The 25590-nt window shown below is 37.9% G+C and carries 31 protein-coding genes; 8 read left to right on the top strand and 23 right to left on the bottom strand.

From position 1 onward, the window contains the following. Positions 1–82: 82 nt before the first annotated feature. The 3 genes from DCS32_RS01990 to DCS32_RS01980 all read right to left on the bottom strand — a co-directional run bounded on the left by DCS32_RS01990 (position 83) and on the right by DCS32_RS01980 (position 2527). Complete coding sequence (locus tag DCS32_RS01990) at positions 83–691, bottom strand: hypothetical protein (protein WP_108876772.1); 609 nt, start codon at positions 689–691, stop codon at positions 83–85. Positions 692–886: 195 nt separating this feature from the next. Beyond that, positions 887–1930: an RluA family pseudouridine synthase gene (locus tag DCS32_RS01985; protein WP_108876771.1), complete on the bottom strand. Its 1044-nt coding sequence runs from the start codon at positions 1928–1930 to the stop codon at positions 887–889. A 3-nt stretch (positions 1931–1933) separates the two neighbouring features. Next, entirely contained in the window at positions 1934–2527 is a 594-nt protein-coding gene (locus DCS32_RS01980) for a PASTA domain-containing protein (protein ID WP_108876770.1), read from the bottom strand. A gap of 129 nt (positions 2528–2656) precedes the next feature. Here DCS32_RS01980 and DCS32_RS01975 point away from each other — a divergent pair, with 129 nt between their 5' ends. Both DCS32_RS01975 and coaD read left to right on the top strand, forming a co-directional pair. Continuing rightward, a complete protein-coding gene (locus DCS32_RS01975; protein ID WP_108879218.1) occupies positions 2657–3652 on the top strand; it encodes a D-alanine--D-alanine ligase in 996 nt (331 codons plus the stop codon). 62 nt (positions 3653–3714) lie between these two features. Then, positions 3715–4206, top strand: a complete 492-nt coding sequence (coaD, locus tag DCS32_RS01970; RefSeq protein WP_108876769.1) for a pantetheine-phosphate adenylyltransferase — start codon at positions 3715–3717, stop codon at positions 4204–4206. A 77-nt stretch (positions 4207–4283) separates the two neighbouring features. Here coaD and DCS32_RS16265 read toward each other — a convergent pair whose 3' ends face one another. The 13 genes from DCS32_RS16265 to DCS32_RS01910 form a co-directional block, all read right to left on the bottom strand. Further along, complete coding sequence (locus DCS32_RS16265) at positions 4284–4412, bottom strand: hypothetical protein (RefSeq protein ID WP_262497454.1); 129 nt, start codon at positions 4410–4412, stop codon at positions 4284–4286. Between the two features lie 90 nt (positions 4413–4502). Further along, positions 4503–5264 (bottom strand): tryptophan synthase subunit alpha, encoded by a 762-nt coding sequence (gene trpA / locus DCS32_RS01965; protein ID WP_013751459.1) that lies wholly within the window; start codon positions 5262–5264, stop codon positions 4503–4505. 198 nt (positions 5265–5462) lie between these two features. Further along, positions 5463–5753, bottom strand: a complete 291-nt coding sequence (locus tag DCS32_RS01960) for a GIY-YIG nuclease family protein (protein WP_108876768.1) — start codon at positions 5751–5753, stop codon at positions 5463–5465. 44 nt (positions 5754–5797) lie between these two features. Then, complete coding sequence (gene trpB / locus DCS32_RS01955) at positions 5798–7000, bottom strand: tryptophan synthase subunit beta (protein WP_108876767.1); 1203 nt, start codon at positions 6998–7000, stop codon at positions 5798–5800. A gap of 10 nt (positions 7001–7010) precedes the next feature. Then, positions 7011–7637 carry a phosphoribosylanthranilate isomerase gene (locus tag DCS32_RS01950; RefSeq protein ID WP_239057549.1) on the bottom strand — a complete coding sequence of 209 codons (627 nt, stop codon included), beginning with the start codon at positions 7635–7637 and terminating at the stop codon, positions 7011–7013. Between the two features lie 17 nt (positions 7638–7654). Further along, positions 7655–8011 carry a hypothetical protein gene (locus DCS32_RS01945; protein WP_108876765.1) on the bottom strand — a complete coding sequence of 119 codons (357 nt, stop codon included), beginning with the start codon at positions 8009–8011 and terminating at the stop codon, positions 7655–7657. Between the two features lie 2 nt (positions 8012–8013). Further along, positions 8014–8790 (bottom strand): indole-3-glycerol phosphate synthase TrpC, encoded by a 777-nt coding sequence (trpC, locus tag DCS32_RS01940; RefSeq protein WP_108876764.1) that lies wholly within the window; start codon positions 8788–8790, stop codon positions 8014–8016. A 1-nt stretch (position 8791) separates the two neighbouring features. Next, positions 8792–9784 (bottom strand): anthranilate phosphoribosyltransferase, encoded by a 993-nt coding sequence (trpD, locus tag DCS32_RS01935; protein WP_108876763.1) that lies wholly within the window; start codon positions 9782–9784, stop codon positions 8792–8794. Next, the gene (locus DCS32_RS01930) at positions 9781–10302 is read right to left on the bottom strand and encodes a hypothetical protein (protein ID WP_162533576.1); all 522 of its coding nucleotides are present in this window, start codon (positions 10300–10302) and stop codon (positions 9781–9783) included. Before DCS32_RS01930 ends, trpD begins: the two co-directional genes overlap by 4 nt. Before the next feature lie 10 nt (positions 10303–10312). Beyond that, the gene (locus DCS32_RS01925) at positions 10313–10882 is read right to left on the bottom strand and encodes an anthranilate synthase component II (protein ID WP_108876761.1); all 570 of its coding nucleotides are present in this window, start codon (positions 10880–10882) and stop codon (positions 10313–10315) included. A gap of 3 nt (positions 10883–10885) precedes the next feature. After that, positions 10886–12283 (bottom strand): anthranilate synthase component I family protein, encoded by a 1398-nt coding sequence (locus DCS32_RS01920; protein WP_108876760.1) that lies wholly within the window; start codon positions 12281–12283, stop codon positions 10886–10888. 245 nt (positions 12284–12528) lie between these two features. Then, complete coding sequence (locus DCS32_RS01915) at positions 12529–13101, bottom strand: YceI family protein (protein WP_108876759.1); 573 nt, start codon at positions 13099–13101, stop codon at positions 12529–12531. 3 nt (positions 13102–13104) lie between these two features. Further along, entirely contained in the window at positions 13105–13566 is a 462-nt protein-coding gene (locus tag DCS32_RS01910) for a MarR family winged helix-turn-helix transcriptional regulator (RefSeq protein WP_108876758.1), read from the bottom strand. 164 nt (positions 13567–13730) lie between these two features. On the opposite strand from DCS32_RS01910, the gene DCS32_RS01905 reads away from it, so the two are divergent. The 5 genes from DCS32_RS01905 (at position 13731) to DCS32_RS01885 (ending at position 17155) form a co-directional block, all read left to right on the top strand. Beyond that, positions 13731–14234, top strand: a complete 504-nt coding sequence (locus DCS32_RS01905; protein WP_108876757.1) for a TlpA family protein disulfide reductase — start codon at positions 13731–13733, stop codon at positions 14232–14234. A 2-nt stretch (positions 14235–14236) separates the two neighbouring features. After that, positions 14237–14860, top strand: coding sequence for a thioredoxin family protein (locus DCS32_RS01900; protein ID WP_108876756.1), 624 nt, complete (start codon positions 14237–14239; stop codon positions 14858–14860). A gap of 101 nt (positions 14861–14961) precedes the next feature. Then, complete coding sequence (locus DCS32_RS01895; RefSeq protein ID WP_108876755.1) at positions 14962–16350, top strand: MBL fold metallo-hydrolase; 1389 nt, start codon at positions 14962–14964, stop codon at positions 16348–16350. Between the two features lie 72 nt (positions 16351–16422). Beyond that, positions 16423–16728: a rhodanese-like domain-containing protein gene (locus DCS32_RS01890; protein ID WP_013751473.1), complete on the top strand. Its 306-nt coding sequence runs from the start codon at positions 16423–16425 to the stop codon at positions 16726–16728. Between the two features lie 13 nt (positions 16729–16741). Continuing rightward, positions 16742–17155, top strand: a complete 414-nt coding sequence (locus DCS32_RS01885; RefSeq protein ID WP_162533575.1) for a rhodanese-like domain-containing protein — start codon at positions 16742–16744, stop codon at positions 17153–17155. An 81-nt stretch (positions 17156–17236) separates the two neighbouring features. Here DCS32_RS01885 and DCS32_RS01880 read toward each other — a convergent pair whose 3' ends face one another. After that, positions 17237–19066: a cytochrome-c peroxidase gene (locus tag DCS32_RS01880; RefSeq protein WP_239057548.1), complete on the bottom strand. Its 1830-nt coding sequence runs from the start codon at positions 19064–19066 to the stop codon at positions 17237–17239. Positions 19067–19139: 73 nt separating this feature from the next. Further along, the gene (locus DCS32_RS01875) at positions 19140–20711 is read right to left on the bottom strand and encodes a hypothetical protein (RefSeq protein WP_108876752.1); all 1572 of its coding nucleotides are present in this window, start codon (positions 20709–20711) and stop codon (positions 19140–19142) included. A 354-nt stretch (positions 20712–21065) separates the two neighbouring features. Between DCS32_RS01875 and DCS32_RS01870 the strand changes: the two genes are divergently transcribed. Continuing rightward, the gene (locus DCS32_RS01870) at positions 21066–21524 is read left to right on the top strand and encodes a Na(+)-translocating NADH-quinone reductase subunit F (RefSeq protein ID WP_108876751.1); all 459 of its coding nucleotides are present in this window, start codon (positions 21066–21068) and stop codon (positions 21522–21524) included. A gap of 11 nt (positions 21525–21535) precedes the next feature. Here DCS32_RS01870 and DCS32_RS01865 read toward each other — a convergent pair whose 3' ends face one another. The 5 genes from DCS32_RS01865 to DCS32_RS01845 all read right to left on the bottom strand — a co-directional run bounded on the left by DCS32_RS01865 (position 21536) and on the right by DCS32_RS01845 (position 25571). Further along, a complete protein-coding gene (locus tag DCS32_RS01865) occupies positions 21536–22051 on the bottom strand; it encodes a PepSY domain-containing protein (protein ID WP_108876750.1) in 516 nt (171 codons plus the stop codon). Between the two features lie 119 nt (positions 22052–22170). After that, complete coding sequence (locus DCS32_RS01860) at positions 22171–22944, bottom strand: TrkA C-terminal domain-containing protein (protein ID WP_108876749.1); 774 nt, start codon at positions 22942–22944, stop codon at positions 22171–22173. Between the two features lie 79 nt (positions 22945–23023). Further along, complete coding sequence (locus tag DCS32_RS01855; protein ID WP_108876748.1) at positions 23024–23725, bottom strand: ZIP family metal transporter; 702 nt, start codon at positions 23723–23725, stop codon at positions 23024–23026. Positions 23726–23782: 57 nt separating this feature from the next. Continuing rightward, positions 23783–25045 (bottom strand): cation:proton antiporter, encoded by a 1263-nt coding sequence (locus DCS32_RS01850; protein ID WP_108876747.1) that lies wholly within the window; start codon positions 25043–25045, stop codon positions 23783–23785. Positions 25046–25049: 4 nt separating this feature from the next. Beyond that, positions 25050–25571: a hypothetical protein gene (locus DCS32_RS01845; protein ID WP_108876746.1), complete on the bottom strand. Its 522-nt coding sequence runs from the start codon at positions 25569–25571 to the stop codon at positions 25050–25052. Positions 25572–25590 lie beyond the last annotated feature (19 nt).

The raw sequence follows: 25590 nt of genomic DNA, 5'->3' as shown, positions 1-25590 counted from the left end.
CTTCAAAGGGAGACTTCTAGCTCCTTTCCTTTGGAGGGAAGGTTGGGGTGGGATGTTGAGGTAGGAGGTGGATAGGATTTTACTATTTACTTAAAGCCCACAACAATATCAAAATAATTAAACAAATGGGAAGAACAACTTTCTTTATCCATCTTCGATAGTCATTCTCGCTTTTCCAAAAATCAGACTTACTTTTTCGGTAATCATCTTTCATCTTTGTTTTGAGACTACTATCTAGTCTTTTTTTTAATTCAAGAAGAAGTCTTTCAGGATTTTTTATTGAAATGGTTGTAAATCTATAATTTTTGCCGTCAGCAAATAGTCGAATTTCTCTCCCGGTTCTAAACGCGTGATCAGAGCCACTACTTTTAGTCGTTACAAATGTCATTCCTGCATCTGTAATTGATTTCCATGGAATACGTATCGTTCTTCTCAAAAATGGATAATTAAGAATTAGAAATTCTTTAGTAGTAGCTACAGAGCAAAGAGCTAATGTGTTAGATAGAATAAGGCCACCAATGAAGATAATTATTAATGGGAAAATTATAAACCAATTTATTCCAGATTCTTGGGTGTCCATTATAAATTTTATACCAAATCCAATCATGGCTAGGCTCCCAAGCCCTATAAAAGCTACGTTAAATGTAGATAACTGACTTTTATAGATTATTGCTATATGTTGATTAGGCATTACGCTCTTTAACTTTCTTGATATGGAATTCAATATACAAGCTTTCACCTCACAACACTCGGTAAACCAATTTTTTAAATAACAGATTTGTCAACAGAAACCATAAAAAAAAGCGAGTCACTGTTTTTAAACAATGACTCGCTTTTAATGTAATTATGAGTTTGTAGAATCAGCTTTCGCGAAAGCGTAGTTCAACTATTGCTCCTTACTGTGCGTAGCATAAGATCGCCACTTATCTATACAGCCCGTCATGTCTTCTGGTACTGGGGTTTCAAAACGTTTGTATTCTCCCGTTGTAGGGTGTACAAAACCTAACGTCTTTGCATGCAGTGCCTGGCGTGGTAAAATCTTAAAGCAGTTATCTACAAACTGTTTGTACTTTGTAAAAGTCGTGCCTTTTAAGATAGCATTACCGCCATAGCGCTCATCATTAAATAGTGTGTGCCCTATATGCTTCATGTGCACACGTATCTGGTGCGTACGTCCTGTCTCAAGCTTGCAGCTCACGAGTGTTACATAGCCTAGTCGCTCTATTACTTTGTAATGAGTAACAGCTGGTTTTCCTTGGTCTTCTTCGTCGCCGTAAAAAACGGTGTTCTGTAATCTATTCTTTGGGTGACGGCCTATATTTCCTTCTATTGTTCCTTCGTCATCTACTACGTTACCCCATACGATAGCAACATATTCTCTCTCTGTCGTTTTATTAAAAAACTGCTTAGAGAGGTGTGTCATTGCTTGCTCTGTTTTGGCAACTACCAGTAAACCACTAGTGTCTTTATCTATACGGTGTACAAGCCCTGGTCTATCACTAGAGTTGTTAGGCAGGTTATCTACGTGGTGAATAAGTGCGTTGATGAGCGTTCCAGAGTAATTACCGTGACCTGGGTGCACCACCATTCCTGCAGGTTTGTTGACTACCATAAGTTGGTCGTCTTCATAAACCACATCGATATCAATATCTTCTGGAGTGAGTAAAAACTCGTGTGGTGGGTGCTCAAACATTGCACGCACAACATCTCCTGCTTTTACTTTATAATTTTGTTTTACAACAATATTATTTACTTGAATGCTACCATTTTTGGCAGCTTTTTGGATTTTATTGCGAGTAGCATTTTCTACAAAATTCATTAAGAATTTATCTACACGTAGTGGTTCTTGACCTTTACTAGCAGTAAAACTGTAGTGCTCGTAAAGTTCGTCGTCTTGAGGTTCTGGACCTATAAATTGTTCTTCGTTCATTGTTTAGTTTTCGTCTGATGAGTCATCAGAAATAGCGTCGCGGTAGTCACCTTTACCATTACCTAATACTAGGTCGATAACAGAAGTTTTTTCTAGTCTATCTCCAGCTTTCACTCTCTTTCCTTTGTGTCTTATATCTCTTACTTCGTCTTTTCCTATCCAGTCTACATAGGTTACTTTTCCTATCTCAAAGCCTAGTGCCTTTAATGAAGGTTCTGCCTGGCGGCGTGTTTTACCTACAATAGGAGGGATGGTCATTTTTTGAAACCCAGATGGATTCAATACAAGGTATATCTGTCTGTTTTCTTTTACAAATTTTCCAGCATTAGGCTCTTGATCTATCACAGAATACTTAGGGTAATCAGGATTAAAATTTGCACTGTCAATAATAAAGTAACGCAGGTCTGCATTTTCTAGTTCTTGAGAGACTAGATCAAGCGTCATTCCTTTTACATTAGGCACCGCAATGCGCTCATCGTGATTTGTGGTACTTCCTAACCACCATCTAGTAACAAATACTAATGCGATGATGATGATGATAGCAAGTACAATTTGTTTTACAAATGCTTTGCTGACTAGAAATTTTAAAAGACTCATAGACGGGTTGTGGTTAAGGGTGCAAATATATAAAATAGATAGCCTATTTGGTGTAGGTATGATTATACCTATTTTTACATTAACGTTAACGAGACAGATTTAGTTTTGTCTTTTCAAATTTTCACGAAAGTGCAGAAAAAAAATATCGCCGTTTTAATGGGTGGCTACAGTAGCGAGTACCAAATATCGCTTAATAGTGGTGCCACCGTAGTTGCTTCTTTAGATAAAGAAAAATACCAAGTGTATGCCGTGCATATCCTTAAGGAGGGATGGTTTTGTGTGATAGATGGCGAGCGATTTACGATAGATAAAGGCGATTTTAGCTTTAATGACGCTTTCGCGAAAAAGGTAAACTTCCAAGCTTGTTACAATACCATACACGGAACGCCAGGCGAGGACGGTAAACTACAAGCCTACCTAGAATTACTAGGAATCCCACAGACGAGTTGTGACTTTTATGAAAGCGCAATGACGTTTAATAAGCGCGACACACTAAGCGTGTTGAGTTCATACGGCGTGCCAATGGCGCAATCTGTGTATGTGAATAAAGGTGATGTGATAGACATGCCTTTTAAAAATTCGCTAGCCTTAAAAGTGGGGTATCCATGTTTTGTGAAGCCTAACCGTGCAGGATCTAGTTACGGCGTGAGTAAAGTATATAAAGAAGGAGATCTCGAACAAGCTCTAGAGCATGCGTTCTCTGAGGATAACCAAGTGCTGATAGAATCTTTTTTAAGCGGTACAGAGGTGTCTGTAGGAGTGTATAACTTTGGAGGAGAGACACAAGTATTGCCTGCTTGTGAGATTGTGCCAGACGGAGATTTTTTTAGTCTAGAGGCAAAATATTCTGGAAAATCACAAGAAATTGTACCAGCACGACTCTCAGAAAAGGAAACAAACGAAGTGCAAGGACTTACAAAAGGGATTTATGATCTCTTGAATCTAAAAGGAATTTGTCGTATAGACTTTATCTTTCACGAGTGTAAACCGCATTTTGTGGAGGTAAATACCAATCCTGGATTGTCAAAGGAAAGTATCATCCCAAGAGAATTTAAAGCAGCAGGACTATCACTTACAGAAGTTTTTGGTGAAGCCATTGAAGTAGCGATTAGAAATAATAGTTAAGTTTATAGAAGCAGTATTCTTGAGATTCTCGCCTTCGCGGGAATGACATAAAGATTAAAATTATGAGAAAAGCAGTATTTCCTGGAAGTTTTGACCCTATTACTCTTGGGCATTATGATATTATAGAAAGAGGTTTGACACTTTTTGATGAGGTGATACTTGCTATAGGTGTTAATGCAGATAAGAAATACATGTTCTCATTAGAGCAGCGCAAGCAGTTTCTTATTGATACCTTTAAAGATGAGCCGCGTATTAAAGTAATGACTTATAAAGGTCTTACTATAGACTTCTGTAAGGAGCAAGAAAGCGAATTTATACTAAGAGGACTGCGTAATCCTGGAGATTTTGAGTTTGAAAAAGCGATAGCGCATACTAACAGGAAATTATCTGGTATTGAGACGGTATTCTTACTTACCAGCTCTGGTAAGAGTTACATATCTTCATCTATTGTGCGCGATGTAATTCGTAACGGTGGTGACTGTTCTGGTCTAGTGCCAGATGTGGTAGAACCTTGTGCAAATGAGATTTGGAAAGAAATTCAAGAGAAAGAGTAGTATAATTTACTCGGATTATTTCATAAAAAAGCCGCCCATTGGGCGGCTTTACCATTTATATATAGGGTAATCTCAACTTACTTTTTATTCTGTTGATCTTTGATAGTCTTTTTATCGATATCAAAGTCATTTGTAGTCTGGTTTACATTTCCCGTTGGATTGGTCGGGTTTGTTTGCTCTACTTTTCTTTCAAATTTACGTTCCATAATCTTGTTCATTTTTAAGTTGATATAAAGATAAAAATCACGGTTGTTAATTCGTCTTAAAGGCTTGTTAGTCTTAGGTTAAAGTGTTGATTACCTAATAGTTTCTACAAAGCTAGCAACACTATTTGCTCCATTCTTAGTAATATGCTTTATAAATGCACTTCCTATAATGGCACCTTTTTGATGGGTAGTTGCTGCTTTAAAAGTCTCTTCATTACTAATACCAAATCCTACAATTTGCTGGCTCTTTAGATTCATTGCCGCGATGCGCTCAAAATAATCTGAAGTTGTATTGCTAAAGCCACTTGTACCACCTGTAGTACTCGCGCTACTCACCATATAGATAAAGCCGTCACTTGCCGCATCTAGTTGCTGGATGCGTGCATCACTCGTTTGAGGAGTAATGAGAAATACATTGATAAGTCCGTATTTTTCGAAGATTGCTTTATACTCTGCTTCGTATTCTGCTAGTGGTAAGTCCGGCATGATAATACCATCTATCCCTATTTCTTGACAACGCTTACAGAATTTCTCAACTCCATATTGCAACATCGGGTTAAAGTAACCCATCACAATAAGTGGGATATGTATGGTCTCACGAATTCCGTCTAATTGAGAAAAAAGCTTCTCTGTTGTCATTCCGTTATGAAGCGCGGCAGTACTGGATTCTTGAATAGTAGGTCCATCTGCCAGCGGATCAGAAAATGGTAACCCTATCTCCACCATATCAACACCGCTTTCTTGAAGCTGCGTTAATATTGAAACAGTATCATCTATCGCTGGATATCCAGCAGTGAAGTATAAGCTTAGTAGCTTTTTATCTTCTTGTAATTTTTGTTTTATTCTATTCATCTGAATAAATATTTTGTCATTCCCGCGTAGGCGGGAATCTCAGTTTGTATTGGTGATTGTCCGCGTAGGCGGGAATCTTAGTTTGTATTTGTTATTGTCCGTGTAAACGGGAATTTTAGTCTATTTATGAGCTTATCTACTTAAAGGAATTTTATTTACTATATTAAAATTTGACATTCCGCTTTCGCGAAAGCGATGTCACAACATCCAATATAAATCTTCCCACATAGGATTCATATCATTAATTAAATTCTCTTTCCACTCACGGTTCCATTTTTTGATTTGTTTTTCTCTTCTGATAGCGTTTTCAACATATCGAGTAGTTTCAAACCAAATTAATTTTTCGGTATTGTACCTACCTGAAAACCCTTTAGAACTTTTTGATTTATGTTGGCTAATTCTTCTTTTTAAATTGTCTGTAAACCCAAGATATAAAACAGTGTTGTTCTTGTTTGTTATTATGTACGTGTAAAACTGTTTTGGCTCCATTTTGTGTGGGATTTCCGCCTTCGCGGAAATGACAAACGTTTAAACTAAAGCTTGAAATAATCGATATAGGTATTCAAATCCTTATCACCACGTCCCGAAAGATTGATCACCACAATATCATCTTTTTTGAATTTTCTAGTTTCAAAAATAGCAAGCGCATGACTTGTTTCTATCGCAGGAATAATACCTTCTAGTTTACTTAATTCTAGTCCAGCTGCCATTGCATCTTCATCTGTAACAGAGATAAACTCCCCACGTCCAGAGCGGAAGAGATTTGCGTGCATAGGTCCTACACCTGGGTAATCAAGACCAGCAGAAATAGAATAAGGCTCTGTAATCTGCCCATCGTCTGTTTGCATCAACAAGGTCTTACTTCCGTGTATAATTCCTTCACGACCTAGTGCAGATGTTGCAGCACTCTCACCAGTATCTACCCCTTTTCCAGCAGCTTCTACAGCGATAATGCCTACATCTGGTTGATCTAGATAGTGGTAGTATAAACCAGCAGCATTACTACCGCCACCTACACAGGCAACTACATAGTCAGGATTTTCTTTCCCTTCTTTTTCTAGTAATTGCTTCTTAGTCTCCTCAGAAATCACCGACTGGAAACGCGCTACCATATCTGGATATGGGTGTGGTCCCACCACAGAACCTATAATGTAATGTGTGTTTACTGGGTTATTGATCCAGTCACGTATAGCCTCGTTTGTTGCATCTTTAAGTGTTCTACTTCCAGACATTGCTGGTCGCACGGTTGCTCCTAGCATTTTCATGCGTGCCACGTTTGGCGCCTGGCGCTCTATATCAATAGCACCCATATATACGATACATTCTAGTCCCATAAGTGCACAAACGGTAGCTGTTGCAACACCGTGCTGTCCAGCACCAGTCTCTGCAATGATTCTAGTTTTACCTAGACGCTGCGCCATTAAAATCTGACCTATCGTATTATTTACTTTATGTGCTCCTGTATGACAAAGATCTTCTCTTTTTAAGTAGACTTTTGTACCATACTTCTCACTAAATCTTTTTGCATAATAAAGCGGAGTAGGGCGACCTACGTAGTCTTTAAGGAGTTGCTTGAATTCCTCTTGGAAGTCTGGCTCTTGCATGATTTGTACATACTGTGAGCGCAATTCTTCTACATTAGGGTAGAGCATTTCTGGAATAAATGCACCTCCAAAATCTCCATAATAGCCTCTCTCGTCTGCTTGGTAACTTTTTTCTTTTTCTAGTGTATTCATAGCAATTGTATTATGAGCGAGACGGCGTAAACGCTGCGATCGCTTCTTTAAACTTTTTCAATTTTTCTATATTCTTCATTCCTGGCTCATCTTCAAACTTGCTATTTACATCAAGTGCGATAATAGGCAAATCTGTTGCCAGTATTTTTGTTACTTTTTCTACTTCTTCTAGTCCTATGCCGCCACTTAAAATGATAGGCGTTTGAGATGTGTAATTTTTTAACACACTCCAGTCAAAGGTGTATCCATTTCCTCCTTTTTCTTTTCCCTTTGTGTCAAAAAGGAAAGCATCTACAAGGCCCTCGTAAGGAGTGAGCTGCTCAAAGTCAAAACTGTCTTTGATTCCAAAAACTTTCCAAATCTTGAGGTCTCGACTGCGCTCGACCAGACAACTTTGAAGCTCATTTATATATTCAGGTGTTTCGCTACCATGTAACTGGATCACGTTGAGGTTGTGCTGTGTTATTTTCGCTTTCGCGAAAGCAATATCAGCATCTACAAAAACCCCTACGCGGTCAATTCCCTCAGGTAATTCTGGAATCTCTAGGTCGCCAAAATCTCGTTTGCTCTTCTCATAAAATATAAACCCAAGATAGTCTGGCTGCAATGCAGCTACCTCTTGTGTATTATGCTTCATACCGCATATTTTGATTTTCATTTTTTCCACAATTCAAATAACTGATTATCTGTACAGCTCATAGATTTTATAACATTCTCAAAATTGAACCCTTCATAAGTAGATATGATATCGTACACATCTTCATACCCTTCACTCCCGTGGGGTATTGAGCAGCCCTTATTATTACCAATAAGAACAAGCCATATGTCAATTGCTAATGGTCCATCATCTGTGTTTGCCAACTTAATTTCTTCAATTTCTGACCAATTTATTTCCTCTGTATTTCTGTGAGGATGTGTAACACGAACGTAAGATTCTGTGATTTCTGTTTTGTAGTAATCTTCTGGATTATTACGTTTTTTACTCTTAAATAAATCACCCCAAAACCCCATAATTATAACTGATTAATAAAAGTTGCTGCGCTCTCTCCTGGGTTATCTGTTTTCATAAAGTTTTCACCAATTAAAAATCCGTGAAAACCGTGTGGTTTTAGTTCTTTAATCGCTTCAACCGAGCTAATGCCACTTTCTGAGATTTTTATAAAATTGTCTGGAATTTGTTTAATGAGTTCCTTGCTCGTTTCTAGACTTACTTCAAAGGTCTTAAGGTTTCGGTTGTTGATGCCTAGCATATCTACAGATGGCATAATTGACTTCTGTAATTCTTCTTCATTGTGAGATTCACAAAGCACATCGAGACCAAGACTTTTTGCAAAGGTCGAAAACTGCTCTATTTGCTTTCGCGAAAGCGTAGCTGCAATCAGTAATATCGCATCTGCACCGTACGCCTTGGCTTCAAGAATCTGGTATTCATCTACTATAAACTCTTTGCGTAATAGTGGAAAACTAGTCGAAGCTCTAGCGATAATCAAATCGTCTAGCGAGCCGCCAAAATATTTCATATCTGTAAGTACAGACATACCGCTCACACCAGCTTGCTCATAACCACGAGCAACGTCTTGTACATTTAATCCATTATTTATAACAGACTTACTAGGTGATCTTCTTTTGTGCTCTGCAATAATACCAGAGCCATCGCGCACGGCCTTAGCGAGCGAAATAATATCTCGTTCAAAAAGCACAGATTGCTCTAACTGACTCACAGGAATAAGGCTTTTTCTTAAAGCTACTTCCTTGATTTTATCTGCTGTAATTTTATCTAGTATCGTCATCTTAGTTGCTTAAGGCTTGTAGTTTGCTTAGTTTTTGAGCTGCTTTACCAGAAAACAAACTCTCTTTTGCTTTTTCAAATCCTTGAAGAGGTGTTAGTCCTTGCACGGTAGCAATCGCCATTCCTGCATTTGCACACACCACATTATTCTGAGCGTCTGTTCCCTTACCTGAAATCACATCCATAAATATCTTTGCCGAAGACTCCACAGTATCACCTCCATAAATATCTTTCTGTAAATGTGGGCTTACGCCAAAATCTGCTGGCTCAAGCATCATCTCTGTATGATTAGTAATTGCTTTTGTAGCTCCCGTAAGTGAGATCTCATCATAACCATCTAGGGCGTGTAGTATGGTAAAATTCTTATCACCTTTTTGATATAAATATCCGTACATCCTAGCGAGCTCAAGGTTAAAAACGCCCACTAACTGGTTGCTTGGGAACGCAGGATTAACCATAGGGCCTAGCATATTGAAAAAGGTCTTTACACCTAATTCTCTGCGTATAGGTGCTACATTTTTCATGGCAGGGTGGAAAAGTGGTGCGTGTAATACACACATGCCCACTTCATCCATAGAGCGTTTTAAAAAGTCCTTGTCATTACTGAATTTAATCCCAAGGTGCTCCATTACATTACTACTACCACTCACAGAGCTCACTCCGTAATTACCGTGTTTTGTAACGTTTACTCCAGCACCAGCAGTGATAAAACTAGACAGTGTTGAGATATTAAAAGTATCTTTTCCATCACCTCCAGTACCACAAAGATCTATAGCATTATACTCAGAAAAATCCACTGCAAGACAAAGATCTAGCAATGCGTCTCTAAAACCTTCTAACTCATCTACGGTAATGCTACGCATCATATAGACTGTGAGAAAAGAAGCAATCTGACTGTGATTATATTTTCCTTCAGAAATATTTACGAGTACCTCACGACTCTCTGTTTTTGTGAGCTGATCGTGATTTATTAATCTATTGAGTATTTGTTTCATTGTTTTGGTATGTTGATGTGAATGATCACAGGATTTGCCTTATCCTTCATTACATTTTGTTTTCCTATGCTTGCAAGTTCCTTGTTAGTTGCTAGGCGTGAGCTGGCTTGTACAAGAGATACATAATTATAAATCCCTTTTGGAGTACGTGCTACCCATCCTTTTACAATAGGCGATTTTCTTACTTTAAAAGACTCATTGTTATAGCGCTGCAAAAGACCTAAAGAAGTCTTGCGCATATCTTCTTTAGTAGTTCCTACTGGAAATAATAAATGAGTACCATTAGAAAAAAGTACCCAATTAGGTCTTTCTGGACTCACACTTAGCTTTGTGTTGAAAATCAGTTTTTTATGAGCATCTGTTTTCTCTTCTGGTAGTACCTCTTTCAAAGGTTCTGGAGATGCTTCTATCACTACCACTGGTTCATTTTGAGCCGCAGGCTGAGCAGTTTTTTGTGTGCTATCGCAACCTCCCATTAACAGGAAGCAACTCAATATAAGTAGTAGAGTGATTTTCATAACTAAAAGTTTAACTAAGTACCCAGTTTTTAATCATCGTTTTTCCATCTGGTGTAAGTACAGATTCTGGGTGAAACTGTACACCACGTATATCAAGTTCCCTATGACGTAAAGCCATTATTTGGCCATTATCGTCAACCGCAGTAACTTCTAGTGCTGGTGGGAAATCTTCTGTAGCTACTACCCATGAATGGTAGCGTCCTACAGCAATATCTTCACCTAGGTCTTTAAACAGTACAGTATCTGGCTTTGTTATTTGTACCTGTGTTGCTACTCCGTGAAATACTTTATCAAGGTTAATTAAAGTTCCTCCAAAAACTTCGCCTATAGCTTGCTGCCCAAGGCAAACGCCTAGTATAGGTTTTCTTCCTCCATAGGTTTTGATAACTTCTTTAAGTAAGCCAGCTTCATCAGGAATTCCAGGGCCAGGTGAGAGTAGTATTTTGTCATAGTTTTCGCACTCTTCAAGTGCAAACTGGTCGTTGCGCTTTACGGTCACGATACAATCTAATTCTTCTAGGTAGTGCACAAGATTGTACACAAAGGAATCGTAGTTATCTATTACTAATATCTTTTTCATGGTCTATATATCTTCTGCGATGTCAAGTGCTTTATTAAGCGCTCCTAATTTGTTATAAACTTCTTGTAATTCCTTTGCTGGGTCACTTCCTGATACTACTCCAGCGCCTGCTTGCCAGTGTAGCGTGTGATTTTTACTCAAGAATGAACGAATGATAATTGCGTGATTAAAATTACCGTAAAAATCCATAAAACCTATCGCTCCTCCATAGAACGTTCGGTTGCGGTTTTCATATTTTTCGAGAAGTTGCATCGCCATGTGCTTTGGTGCTCCGCTCAAGGTTCCTGCTGGGAAGGTATCTGCCACCACTTGTAATGTGTTACTATCTTTGTGCATTTGCCCAGTTACCTTACTCACTAAGTGTATTACATGAGAGAAAAACTGGACCTCACGGTAGGTTTCTACCGTAACATCGTGGCCATTTCTTGATAGGTCATTACGAGCAAGATCTACAAGCATCACGTGCTCTGAGTTTTCTTTCTCATCCTTTGCAAGTTCTTTGGCAAGGATGGCATCTTGCTCATCATTACCTGTTCTTTTGAAGGTTCCTGCAATAGGGTGAATCTCTGCCTTTCTATCTTGCACAATGATTTGTGCCTCTGGTGAAGACCCAAAAATCTTATAATCTCCGTAATCAAAATAGAATAAATAAGGAGAAGGGTTAACACTACGTAGTGCTCTGTATACATTAAACTCATCTCCAGTAAACTGCTGAGAGAATCGCTTGCTAGGTACAATCTGGAATACATCTCCACGCTGGCAGTGCTTCTTGCAGGTGTCTACAAGTGCCTTATAATCTTCATCTGTAATATTGCTTGTAAGCTCATTATTACGAGCAAACTTATATTCGGCAAAGTTTTTTGACTTGAGCATTTGCTCTATCTCCTCAATATTACTTTCTCCAGAAGTATTGTGGCAGAAGATGTGCGCTTCATTATTAAAGTGATTGATAGCGATGATATTTTGATATACCGCATAATAGATATCCGGTATATTCAGATCTTCCTCTTTTTTGGAGATTTTTAGATCCTCAAAATACTGTACAGAGTCATACGATAAATAGCCAAACAATCCATTATTTATGAATTTATGAGCGGTCTTTGTAGATGAGAACGCTTTCGCGAAAGCGTCTAAAACACCCACAACGTTAGTATCATCAGTAATTGTTATTTCCTCGCTTTTACCATCTGGAAATTGCTGTTTTATGATCCCGTTACCCACTTCTATGGAAGCGATGGGATTGCAGCAGATGTATGAGAAACTATTATCATTTGCATGATAATCACTACTCTCGAGCAGCAAACTATTAGGAAAACGGTCACGCAATCTTAGGTATACAGATACCGGAGTAATGGTGTCTGCCAGAAGGCGTTTTGATGAAGTTTTTAATTTATATGTCATAATTCATTTAAATTATTGTCGGCTTTAAGGCGACTTGAGAGCATAAAAAAAGCCTGTCGTAAGACAGGCTGTATATGTAAAAACATAGGTAGGCGCTTACGACAACGATTGTTGTGTAATCCACCACCAAGTATGTACTGTATTGTTTTTCATTGAAGTTCAAAGATAGTAACCACTTTCTTAATATAAAAGCTCAATCTATAAAAATTATATATTGAGCTTTCTGGGGGAATTAGGAATTGTGCTTAAAATGTCAAGTTTACAGCAAGTTCAAAATTATCTGAGATTGCGTTGTCTTTTAAGTTGTCAAAAAATGATGCCGATCCGTAACGTACTCCATATTTTGTGCGGTCTACATCAAAAGTAGTGGTCGCTGTATTTTCAGTTACAACCATATTTACTGATACAGATTCTGTATGACCTTTAATCGTTAGGTCTCCCACAACATTATATCCAGTAGCACTTTCTGTAACTTCTGTAATAGTAAAAGTTGCTTCATTATGATTTGCAGTGTCAAAGAAATCTGGAGAGTTCAAGTGTCCCTCTAGTTTTTCTTTTCCTTCTCCTGCTTTAAGATCTGTAACTGCGATAGTAGTCATGTCTACAACAAAATTTCCACCTACTAGTTTATCATCTTCCATTTCTAGTGAACCAGAAACAAGATCAATAGTTCCATTGTGCTGGCCTAATACTTTTTTTCCAGTCCAGTTGATACTGCTTTCTTTTACGATAACCTTTTTAAGAATTGGGTTTGTGTTAGCAAATGCACCTGTAGTTACGATAAGTGCTAGTAATGCTGTTGTAATTTTCTTTTTCATTTTTTAGTTTTTTGTTTCTGTTCTTAATTTATTGAGCAAGTTATTGAGCTGCTCTATCTCATTATTGTCTAGCTGAGACGTAATTTTTTCTTCGGCATTACTAACCGCCGCATCAAGTATTTTTAGGAGTGAAAGGCCACCGTTTGTAATGGTGATTTCAACTTTGCGGCGATTAGAAGGACAAGTAGCTCGTGCTACTAATTCTTTTTTGATAAGCTTATCTACTAGACGAGTAGTGTTACTTGCCTTGGTAACCATACGCTCGTTAAGTGTAGAAAGATTTGCCGGCTTTCCCTTTTGTCCTCTTAATATGCGCAACACGTTAAATTGCTGTAATGACAAGTCATGAGATTTTAGAGCGCTAGCAATAATGTCATTAGACCATTGTGCGGTATATGAGAGATTTATGGTGAGTTTTTGAGCTACACCTAGCGTCTTTGTTTTAATATGTTCTTCTATTGTCATTACAATATTTGTATATACAAATGTATATCTTTAAGAGAGTTCATAAAAGCCTTTATATTTATTTTAACATATGTAGTGAGGGGTGTCCTAATATTCTTAACAATGCTCTCATAAAGTCTGTTAATTGAGATACATAGAAGATATAATCATAATAATTTTGACAAATGAAGCGAATGCTAGTGGCCTTATTAATCATCTTAACATCCTGCCAAGAAAGGCAAAAGGATTATAAAGAGGCATTTATAGAAGGTAGTAATATTAAAGCATTGAACTACGATGGTCTAGAATACTATATACAAAATCATCCTTCTGAAACTTTAGTGATAAACTTTTGGGCAACATGGTGTGCTCCATGTATCAGGGAGTTGCCGGCTTTTGAGAAATTAGGAAAAGAATACAAAAACAAAGATGTAACTATATTATTAGTGAGTCTTGACTTTCCAGATCAATTAGAAGCTCTTAAAGCTTTTGTTGAGAAGAAAGATTTACAATCTGAAGTTTTATATCTAGATGATGGAGATGCAAATGCTTGGATACCAAAAGTAAATGATTCGTGGAGTGGTGCGATACCAGCAACACTTATAACTGGATCAAAAAGAAAGAAATTTTATGAGCGCTCTTTTACATATGAAGAAATAGAGCAAGAATTGAATACCTTAATTAATTAATAATGAAAACATTTAAAATCTTAACGTTACTAGCCTTAGTGGTAGTAGTATCTGCATTTGCTGCAAATGCTGTTATTAAAAAGGATAGAAGCGGATACGACATAGGTGATGAAGCAGGAGATTTTTATCTACGTAACGTAGACAATGCGATGATGTCATTGAGAGACTTTGAGGATGCAAAGGGTTTTGTAGTTGTGTTTACATGCAACACTTGTCCTTTTTCAATAGCTAATGAAGATAGATTAATTGCTATTGATACCAAATATAAAAAGTTAGGTTATCCAGTAATCGCGATTAATCCAAATGATCCGCATATTAAGCCTGGAGACAGTTTTAAAGCGATGCAACAACGTGCAAAGAAGAAGGGATTTACTTTTCCTTATCTGCTAGATGATGGTCAAGAAATTTTTCCTAAATATGGAGCAACAAAAACTCCACATGTTTACGTGTTACAACGCGTTCAAGAAAAGAATATAGTTAAGTACATAGGTGCTATAGATAATAGTAGTCGAGATGAAAAAGCTGTTACAGAAAAATACTTAGAAAATGCTCTTGATGAGATTTTGTCAGGTAAGGAGGTTACACTTAAAGAAACCAAAGCTATAGGTTGTGCGATTAAGTCGTAATTTGAGAAAAATAGAATTGTAAAATGAGTCACAAATGTGGCTCATTTTTTTTGGATACATCATCCATGAGTATTTCGTAAATTTGCACTCAAAATCCCAGAATGATATTACAGCAATTATATACTAAATGTCTAGCTCAAGGAGCTTATTTTATAAGTTCAAATGGAGAAGGAGCTATTATAGATCCTCTGCGCGAGGTACAACCGTATCTTGATCTTGCAGCCGAAAATAAGACGACCATTAAGTATATTTTTCTTACTCATTTTCATGCAGATTTTGTGAGTGGCCAGGTAGATCTTGCAAAAGCTACTGGTGCTACCGTGATTTTAGGTCCTAATGCAAAAGCAGGATATGACTATCACAGCGCGAGTGATGGAGAGCTATTTATCTTGGGAGATTTATCTATTACCACCATCCATACGCCAGGTCATACCATGGAGTCTACGTGTTACCTTCTTAAAGATAAACAAGGAAAAGAAGAAGCTCTTTTTACCGGGGATACGCTTTTTATAGGTGATGTAGGAAGACCAGATCTTGCTGCCAAAACAGATCTTACAACTCAAGATCTTGCAGGTCATTTATATGACTCATTACACCATAAGATTGCACCATTATCTGACGACATTATCATTTATCCTGCCCATGGAGCAGGTTCTGCTTGCGGTAAAAACATGAGTAGTGAGACCAGTGATACGCTAGGTAATCAAAAGCAAAATAATTACGCATTTAAGCTCAATAAAGAGGACTTTATTAAAGAGCTCACAGATGGCTTGACGCTTCCGCCGGCTTATTTTCCACATAATGTGGCAATGAATAAGAAGGCAAATACAGATTTTGATACCATTATCAATAGAGGAACAACGGCTTTGACTCCTGATCAGTTTGAAAAACTGGCAAATGAAATGGAGGTACTCGTGCTGGATACAAGAAGTGTTTCCGCTTTCGCGAAAGCGTCATTACCTCAAGCTTGGTTTGTAGGATTACAAGGACAGTTTGCACCGTGGATAGGAGCACTCATCGCAGATATTCACCAAAAAATAATCTTTATCGCCGAAGAAGGTACTGAAGAGGAAGTAGTAACGAGACTTGCGAGAGTAGGTTATGATAATAGTTTAGGATTCTTAGAAGGAGGAGTAGAGGCTTGGGAGCAATCTGGCAGGACGGTAGTTGCTACAGCAGAAGTAACTGCTCAAGAATTTGTAGATGGCATTGCTGCTGGCGATATCAAGAATCCGCTAGATGTACGTAAAGCTGGAGAATATGCAACAAGTCATATAGAGGGACTGCCACATATGGGACTAGATGAAGTGCACGTTAATGCACACACGCTTGAAGCAGGTAATACTTATCACATACATTGCGCAGGTGGTTATAGGTCTCTTATTTATGCATCTATAGCAAGATCATATGGCATAAATAATGTAGTGAATGTGCTAGGTGGATATGGTGCCATAAAAAAGGCAGATACTTCTAGCATTAAATTGACATAATTCAGCTAATTTTAAACAAATACTAATTGCGATGGCTCATAGAGATATGTACTATTGCACAAATATTAAACAATGACAGATTTAACAATCCCACAATGGGAAGAGAAAATTGCTCAAGATAAAGATGCGGTAATTCTAGACGTACGTACAGAAGAAGAAGTAGAAAACGGAATGATAGAAGGAGCAAAACATATTGATATTTACCTAGGTCAAGGATTCCTTGATGAGGTAGAGAAACTGGATAAGAGTAAAAACTATTATGTGTATTGTCGTTCAGGAGTGCGCAGTGTACAAGCATGTGCTCTTATGGGACAAAAAGGGTTAAACAACACTTACAACTTGCTAGGTGGTTATAATGCTTGGGATGCAGCGCATTGAGAATAGCCAGCGTTTGAAATACGCTCTCATTGCGATGACGCTTTGTTTTTCTCTGTGGAGTTGTAATGAAGCTACTTCTCAAAAAGAAGTAAGCGGTCTAGCTACTCAAGAAGTAATCACTGTGATTGACGTTGACACCTTTGAGAAGGAAGCATTAGTTGCAGGAGCGCAACTTGTAGACGTACGTAGAGATAATGAGTGGGAGCGTGGTCACCTTGAAAATGCTAAGCACTTTGAGATGAATAACCCTAACTGGCAATCTCAAATAGAAACGCTAGATAAGAGTAAGCCTGTTTATGTGTATTGTGCTAAAGGCGGTAGAAGCGCCAAGTGTGCACAACAGCTAAAAGAAGCAGGATTTACAACGATTTATGATCTTGAAGGCGGAATTAATAATTGGAATTCTGCAGGAAAACCATTAGAGTAGTTACTCGTTTTGCATTATATAAAAAAAAGCCCACCGATTACGATGGGCTTTTTTTTGGTTGATATTTTCTTTTTGCAATTGCTAGTAATTATCTTCTATCTTATCATCTGTAAGTGTTTTTACAAATGCAGTTAATGCGGAAAGTTCCTCATCAGTGAGTGTAAGATTGTCAAATGGCAAAGTTTGATGCGGAAGGTCAAACCCTAGACCGCCGCCACCGCCTTGATTGTAAAAGTCCATTACTTGCTCCAGTGTGGTGTATACACCATTATGCATATATGGAGCTGTAAGCGCGGCGTTGCGCACTGTGGGAGTTTTAAACATGCCTTTGTGTTGCTCTGCTTCAAAACGCCAATAGTAGCCAGTATCATCATCGAGTTCTTTGTTTTCTGCTGTTTCGGGAACACCAATAACTTCGCGTTCAGTCTCTGCAAAAAATGGAGGTACAGTGCCATTTGTGAGTGGCATAAAGTGACACGTGGCACATAATGCTTTCCCCATGAAGAGGTTCATACCTAGTTGTTCTTCTTTTGTAAAGGTATCTTCATCTCCTCGCATATTACGGTCAAATTTTGAATCAAAACTATTGAGCGTGCTTACATATGAAGAGATTGCCTTTACTACATCTGTATTGCGCGTAGATACTCCGCCGTAAGCTTTTTCAAACATTTCTAAGTAGCTAGGATCTTCTAGAATACTTGTAGAAAATTCATGCACATTAGTATTAAACTCCTTCTCATTTGTAAATACCGCAGATACTTGATCAATAATCGAATTAGAGCGGCCATCTGCAAAGAAGTTTTGTTGGAACACAGTATTAAGCAGCGTAGGCGTGTTTCTCTGCAGTGCTTCACCAGTATTGCTTTTATTTACAACAAGACCATCTGCATATGCCTTTTTTGGATCATGGCAAGTTGCACATGCCATCGTACCGCTAGTGGATAGCTTTTCGTCAAAAAATAGTTTCTTTCCTAAAGTGATTTGCTCATCTGTAGGATTCTTGTTGATACTAGGGGTGAAGAAGCTCACATTAAAGCTATCGTCTTCAAAAAAAGTAGGAGCGTCAAAGTTAAATGGAGTACTCTGGTTTCCTTCCCAAAGTTCGCTAGTTTTCCTGATAGCTACCCAGCTACGTGTGATAGGAGTAAGGTGGGTGCGTGTAAAGGAATAACGATCAAAGGTATTGTAGTCACTATTTTCATTAATAAAGGTAACGGCTTCATTAATTTGCAAAGTGAATTGCTTGTCTAGTGCTTCGTTCTTAGCTTGAATAATAGATTGAATACTTGCTTGATACGTGTCATGAAGATTTTGAAGGGACACAGCACCTTCATTTATGCCTAGCTGACTTACAGGTGTATCAAAACCTGCAATTGAAAAGCTCAGTACTCTCAGTAATTGCTGGTGAGTTGCGGTAAAATACCTAGGAGCATTGAGTTCTCTTTTCTCAATGTTTTTTTTGAGATTTTGTAAAAGTCCGTAAGTGACCGTAAGCTCTTTGTCATATTGGCCTTGAGAGGTTTCTCCCTCATAAATGCTTTCTTCTATTTTTTGTAAGCCTACAGGATTCATAGTTTTCTCATTATCCTCTTTATAAATAGGTAATGCTGGTCCATTTACTCGGTGTCCTACTGGAGGGTTGAGGTACGACGCATAAGGTTCTGCTTTTTTGAAAGCTATGCGCAATGTTTTGAAAACTTCTTTAGCTTTTGGATCTGTTACAGGAAGTTGTTTTAGTGTATCTATTCCAGCAATAGCATTAGTAATCTCTTGTAGATAAATGGTTCTTGAGGCTTCCCAATTTGCCACAGTTTGTGTAGCGTATTCCGGTACTTCATTCTTACAGCTTTGTGATAGGGAGAAGATAACTAAGAGCAGTATGTAAAAAGGTTGATTTGTAGTGATTTTCATGCGAGTATGTTCATTGTAAAAGCGCAATCCCAAAAATGAGACTGCGCTTTATTAAAATAATATTGGCTTATATCTACCTAGGTAAACCGCGTAGCAACACAACTTGTGATGCTTGATTATCCTCATAAGCACTGTTAGTGTGACCATCAAGTGCTTTAAAATCTTCACTTCTCCAGTAGTGTGGTTGTAAGTTTAATAGGAATGTGTTAGGCTCTCCTATTTTATCAGAGATGTCTATAAGTGCACCAAATTCTCCACTTAAACCAGTACTGTTATCATCTGCTAGATCCTGGCGTACTACAAGTTCAAGTACCTGCTGTACGTTTGTACCGCTTAAGTCTGACTGATAAATATATGCAGCATGACCTCTTGAGAAAGAGTTAGGGTCTTCCTGTACGTACACAAAGTTCTCTGTTACACAGATGTTATCTGGGCTTTGTAATGCAGCAAGGTTACCGTCTTGATTATTAGTATCTGTGTTTCCACTTATGATTTGAGTAAGCTTTCCTTCTAGTGGATTGTTGTCATCAAGAGCGAGTTTATATACAGTTCCCCAGTCGTTGTAAGTTCCCTGTCCTGGTCCGCGTCCAGTAACTGCAAAGAATACATTTCTACCATTTGCGTCAGATCCTTTTTGATAATCTACATCTTCTACACGCATAAACTGTGCAGCAAATACGTCATTACACGCAGTTTCCATTTCGTTTTTAGTAAGTGCGGCTCCATTAGGTATTTCTACAAATTCTACATCGTATTCTTCTTGAAAATCTAGAGAAGACTCATTGTAAGAAGTGTTAGGTATAACATCTTGCACACCTCCCATTCCATCAGATACTTGCTTAAAACGTAGTACGTAGATAGAACCTCCAGTAAAATCTGCATCACCAGCAGTAGAGTAGTACATAGCAACTTGTCCCTCAGAGTTACTTGAGTCGTCATCACCACCTACAATTACAGTAGCGCCAGAATATGCATCTTTAGGTAGCGGAGTTGCGTTTTCCCAAGAAAATTCTCCTAGTGCGTCTAGTCCGAAATCTGCTTGTGGTGTTGGAGTTGTTACTCTTGGATCGATAGCTTTTACATCATAGTTAATACTTTCTGAAGCAGATAAGAATATGTCCTCATCTCCTCCGTGTACGTCTGCCTCCCACATAGTAGCACTACATTGTCTTGCAAAGTCAGACACTCCAGAATCTAGTAAGTAATCTCCAGATATAGGAACTAGATTTTGATCAAAACGGATACGAGCTACTGCATAACTATCTTCACAGTTAGTTACATAAATGTAATCTTCACCGTCTACTAAAAAACCAGAACCATCTGCAGATCCTGCAAGCTGAAAATCTCCTCCTATAACATCAGGAGTAGATACTAGTGAGTATGCTTCTACATAGTTAAACTGTGGAGACATTGCAACTAGTGGTGGCGTTGCAGATTTATCTGAAAATAGTGTTGTTCCCATTTCAAAATCATCTCCATCTTCACCGTCTGCTCCATCCTGTCCATCGGCGCCATCCTGTCCATCTTGTCCATCTACACCGTTTATACCGTCTATTCCATCTTCGGCATCGTCACAGCTTGTAAAAAGAACACTTGTTCCTGCTATAAATAGCATTGTTAAAAAAATTGACTTTACTTGTTTCATTTTTGTTGAATAATTAGTTGATTATTAGAATGGTTTAAAAGTAGTCTCAGAGTAAGAGAGTAAACGTTATCTAATCGTAGCCTTTCTATTAAAAAAGCGTTTATTTTATGTAAAGTCTTAACTGTTTAATAAAACGAGATTTTACATTTAGTTAAAACCCGTTATTATTAAATCTTATATTTTTTAAAGGAAAATGAGAGGCACGCTTTCGCGAAAGCAAAACTAAAAGTATTGAAAATCAGTTGAAAGGGTTCTGGGTGATGCTATTGTGAAAAGAATAAGTACCATATTTTTGTACACACTATTAACATATTATCTCAAAGACAAATGCTAACTTTATAGTAAAAACTTGCGATGACTACTATATTTCCATTGAGACTAGAACAAGCTTTATCAAAACTATATGCAGCATTTTCTGATGGTAGCTTGCATCCGGGTTGTTGCACGGCTTGCGCGGTAGGAACTATTTGTGACAATAAAGATTTGTGGAAGCACATGACGGATGCTCACGGTTCACTTATACTCAATTATGTAGGAAAGGTAAATGAGGCTTTTGGTAAGCGTTTTTATGGGTATTTGCCTAGTGAATTACTCCAGATTGAGGCTGTTTTTTTACGAGCTTGCGGTTATGAGTTACCTATAAGCCGCGGCAGTATGAAACCAACAAACCCACAAAGCGATGCCGTGATGTTTAATGGGATGCGTGCCGTTATACATTACTTATGCGAGCTAGATGGTGTGCAAGACGTAATGGATATTCAAGAGCAGTTTCTTTCTGCTACTGCAGAAAAAAGGACTTTAAATAATGTTTAATGAGGGTAAGCCTAGACAAATAATAATATAAGCGCAAGTACTATTCCTCCTGCTACAAAGAGCATTCCCTTTCTGTAAATAGGGCTAGATGGAATAAACATCCAGAATGAGGATATTACAAAGAATAGTAAGCTTAGTCCAAAAAAGATATTTAAAAAATATAGAGGATCACCAGATTTAGCTTTATGGAAATGAGTAAGCTTATCAAGTATAAAAGGCAATTCTTTTTTAGAATACACAACCGCTCCAGTAGTACTATTATAAGTTCCTTCAGCAAAGTAGAGAACACTACCTTCTTCTTTAGTTACCTTAAGTCTTTTATTATTTACAGCTTTGGCTAGTGATGGCGCAGAGAGGTTTGGGTCAAGTGTTTTTTCTATGACAACCGTATTCTTAAAAGTATCTGAGTCTCTAAAGATTAAAACAATCCCACTTATCGCATAAACTGCCATGATTCCTGCTAGAAAGAAGCCTAGGTATCTGTGAAGAATGCGCATTTTAAGTGAAGTAGATTTTTTACGAGCCATGAATTTTATTTTAGAAGAGCAAGGTATAAAAAACTAAGTTTTAGGAAAAGTAGAAGACCTGTAAAAGATCAAAAATCTAGATATCCTCTTATTGTAATGAATTTGTGTTTGTAGTGGATTTAGTCTGTAGTAGTTTTTATTTTTTCTACATCATTTGCTTTGCGTTCTTCTTCTTTTTCTACAAATTTCTTGTGTTCGAGATGCGCATAATGATCCTTCTTACGATTGTAGATACTTTTAATGCCATCAGACTTACCATAGAGTGTTACTTCATCATGTGGTAACATTTTAAAATTACCCGATGGAGATCCAAAATAACCTGTCCCCTCACGCTCTACACCTAGCACAGTGATTCCTTCCTCTCGTAAGTCTAACTCTTGTAGTGTGCGATTGCACATCCAGCCATCTGTATCTACGGTAGCTTTTATAATTTTAAAATTGTCTTTTAGATGTAATACAGCAGCATAGTCTTGAACCTCTAGGTCTGTATACTTTTTGAGCATTCTATTAATTACTTTAGATAAGCCGCGATTAACCCATTTACTACGTATCCCGAACCATAGCACTAGAATACCGCCTACAATGATTAAAAACCCATAAAATCGAGAAGCATTAGATTCTGGTAGCACAAAGGTGAGTATCAATGATGACATCGCAGTAACAATTCCGGCATTACCTATGAGCATTAAGTTGTAAATAATCTTACGGCGTACAGGATGATTCATAATGCTTTCTGTTTCCTGCGAACTTATGCCTGCACCAGTGTAAGCAGATCGCGATTGAAACTTGGCACTTTCTTCTGAGAGACCAGTGTGTACTAGTGCGATAGTAGAAATCTTAGTGATCAACACAGAGATAGTGATGATAAGGAATAGGGAAACAGCTGCAATCATATGTGGTAATTCTAGGAGCTACAAAGCTAGTTATTTATTGTAATCATCTTACAAAAACATGTGGTCAAGCAAGCACTATTTATGACAGACTATTAAGGTAAAAGGCAATGACCAGACCTAGAGCAGTTGCGAGTCCAGTCCAGTATTTATCTTCTTTAAAAGCTTTTGGGAAAACTTCAATAGCAAGTGAAGCTACGACAGCACCACCGGCAAAACACCGTATATTGTTTAGGATATCTTTAGAAACATTTTCTAGAAAGAAGTAACCTACAAGTGCTGCGGCAGAAAGCAATATGGCAGTCCCTGTCCATAGTATGAGGATAGATCTTTTAGACCTTCCGTCGTCTTTCATTTCTTTTGCTCCTCCCGCAGCTTCGGGAAGATTAGATAGCAGTATCGATCCAGAAAGAGCGGCAACAGCAAGTGGGTCTGCGCTTATAAGTGCAACACCTAGTGCTAAGTTCTCTGGAAGACCGTCTAGGGTTATGGCTGCTAGAAGACCTGCGCCACCGCTTTTTGAACTCCATTTTTCTTTTACATAAAAATCTAAGCTTGTAAATACTAAAGCTCCTATAAAAACAAACAAGAGCGGTAGCAGTACATCACCATCCTCCATAGCAGGTTCTATAAGCTCTAACACTGCAGATACTATGAGTGCTCCTCCAGCAAGTGCAATGAGAAATCCTTCTGTCTTTTTTGGTAATCTTCCATACAATCCCCATAAGGCACCAGCAACGAGTGACATAGAAACGACAAATACTACAATAGTAGTGATAAACATGATGAAAAAGATATTTTGGCTTTAAGCCAATAAAATATATAAGCAACAGTGATATTGCTAAGCGGCTTTGTTTGTTCGCTTAAAATAATCAATCACGTGTAGGCTCGTAAGTCCGTGAATAAGAATGCTAAAGAGAATCACATAACTCACAATGCCAAATAGCTCGTCATACTCTGTAAAATTACCGTGTATCAAAGCATAACTAAGGTAAAAGAAACTCCCTATACCGCGTATCCCGAAGAAACTAATAGCCCACTTTTTTGCTCCTGAAAAATTTGTTGTAAGCATGGCGAAATACCCGAAAATAGGTCGCAATACTAGCACAATAACTAGACTCGCTATGATACCATTTACATCTGTGTATGATAAAATACCCGAGACTAGTGCGCCACCAAAAAAGATAGTCCATAATGCGACGAGTAATTTTTCTGTTTCTTCTGCAAAGTGCAGCATGGAGGTGTTTATATTATCCTCTGTAGATTTTCGGCAGTGATATTGCATAAATACACCAGTAGCAAACACACTTAAAAAACCGTAGGTACTGAGTATTTCTCCTAGACCGTAGGAGAAGAATGTGAGTGCGACCGCAATAAAACCATTGAGTATATATTTTTGATGTTCTTTACTATGGTATTGTACCACCCAGCTATATATAAAGCCTATTAAGGCGCCAACTAAGAGACCACCTATAATTTTAAATAAGACATAATAGCTTATAAAATGCATCCAGTTTATTTCTTGAAAACTGCTAGCTTCACTCCATAAAATAGCTAGAAAGACAAATGGAAAAGCTAGCCCATCATTTATACCAGCCTCTGCGGTAAGCGTGTACCGTAAACCTGTATTTCTTTCTTCTAAATCTTGATGTTCTTCTAGTTGTAATTCACTAGCAAGCACGGGATCTGTAGGCGCAAGGACTGCAGCGAGTAATAAAGAAACGGGACCATTGAGTCCTAGTAAGAAATGAGCAATAGCAAAGATGGCAATCATGCATAGCGGCATTGTAATCGCTACCAGTGACAACGGTTTTTTCCAGTCACTCCATTTATAGCTAGTGCCTATTTTGAGCCCAGCCGTCATAAGACTTATGATCACAATAACTTCACTTACAATCTTACCTGTTTCTAATTCCCATAGCGGATCTGGCCAAGGAAGAGGTGCACCCGCAAAGTATAATATCATACCTAATAGTAGTAGCGGTATGATGTAAGTGATTTTTATTTTTTTTGAATACACGGGAATAAATGCCATAAGTGAGATAGCAAATCCAGTGTAAGCTAATGCAACAAAATAAGGAGGGGTTTCTACTATAAAAGGCATTGCGCTATTCGTTTTTATTGATTGTTTTTTTTGCTTTCATTCTATCTTCTAAAATTGCAGGAGGAGGTATAGGTGCCAGTCTATGTTTTTCAATCTCCTTTTCGTTTATTTGTATTTTAATGAGTAACTCTTTGATTTCAATAGCTAGGTGCTCTTGATATGCGTTTATCACCTCTTCTTTTGTCTTATAAACCTTTCCTTGATGTCCTTCTATTCTCAAAAAATCATGTTCATCTATAGAGATTTTAGAAGCAAAATGTTGCTTTATCTCCTTTAAACTATTCAGAATAAATTGCTTTTCTAGTTGGTCTACGGTAGTATCGCAATCATTACATGGAGCATTCAATACCCGTGTTAATCGATCTTGATCTTCAAAATAATCAAGCACATTATTGAGCTTCTCAGATGGTTGAGCGACAGCTTCTGTAGATATCTTAAATGAAACCCCAGGCTTTTTTGTTTTCTCACGCTGAGAAAAAGCTGTGGTAGCGATACATAGTACTAAGAGTGTAGTTGTTATTTTCATAATAATGCAATAGTTAAAT

The sequence above is a fragment of the Dokdonia sp. Dokd-P16 genome, from assembly GCF_003095655.1.
In the GTDB taxonomy this organism is placed as follows: domain Bacteria; phylum Bacteroidota; class Bacteroidia; order Flavobacteriales; family Flavobacteriaceae; genus Dokdonia.
Note: the sequence above shows the minus strand (reverse complement) of the source record. Positions and strands in the feature narration are given on the sequence as shown.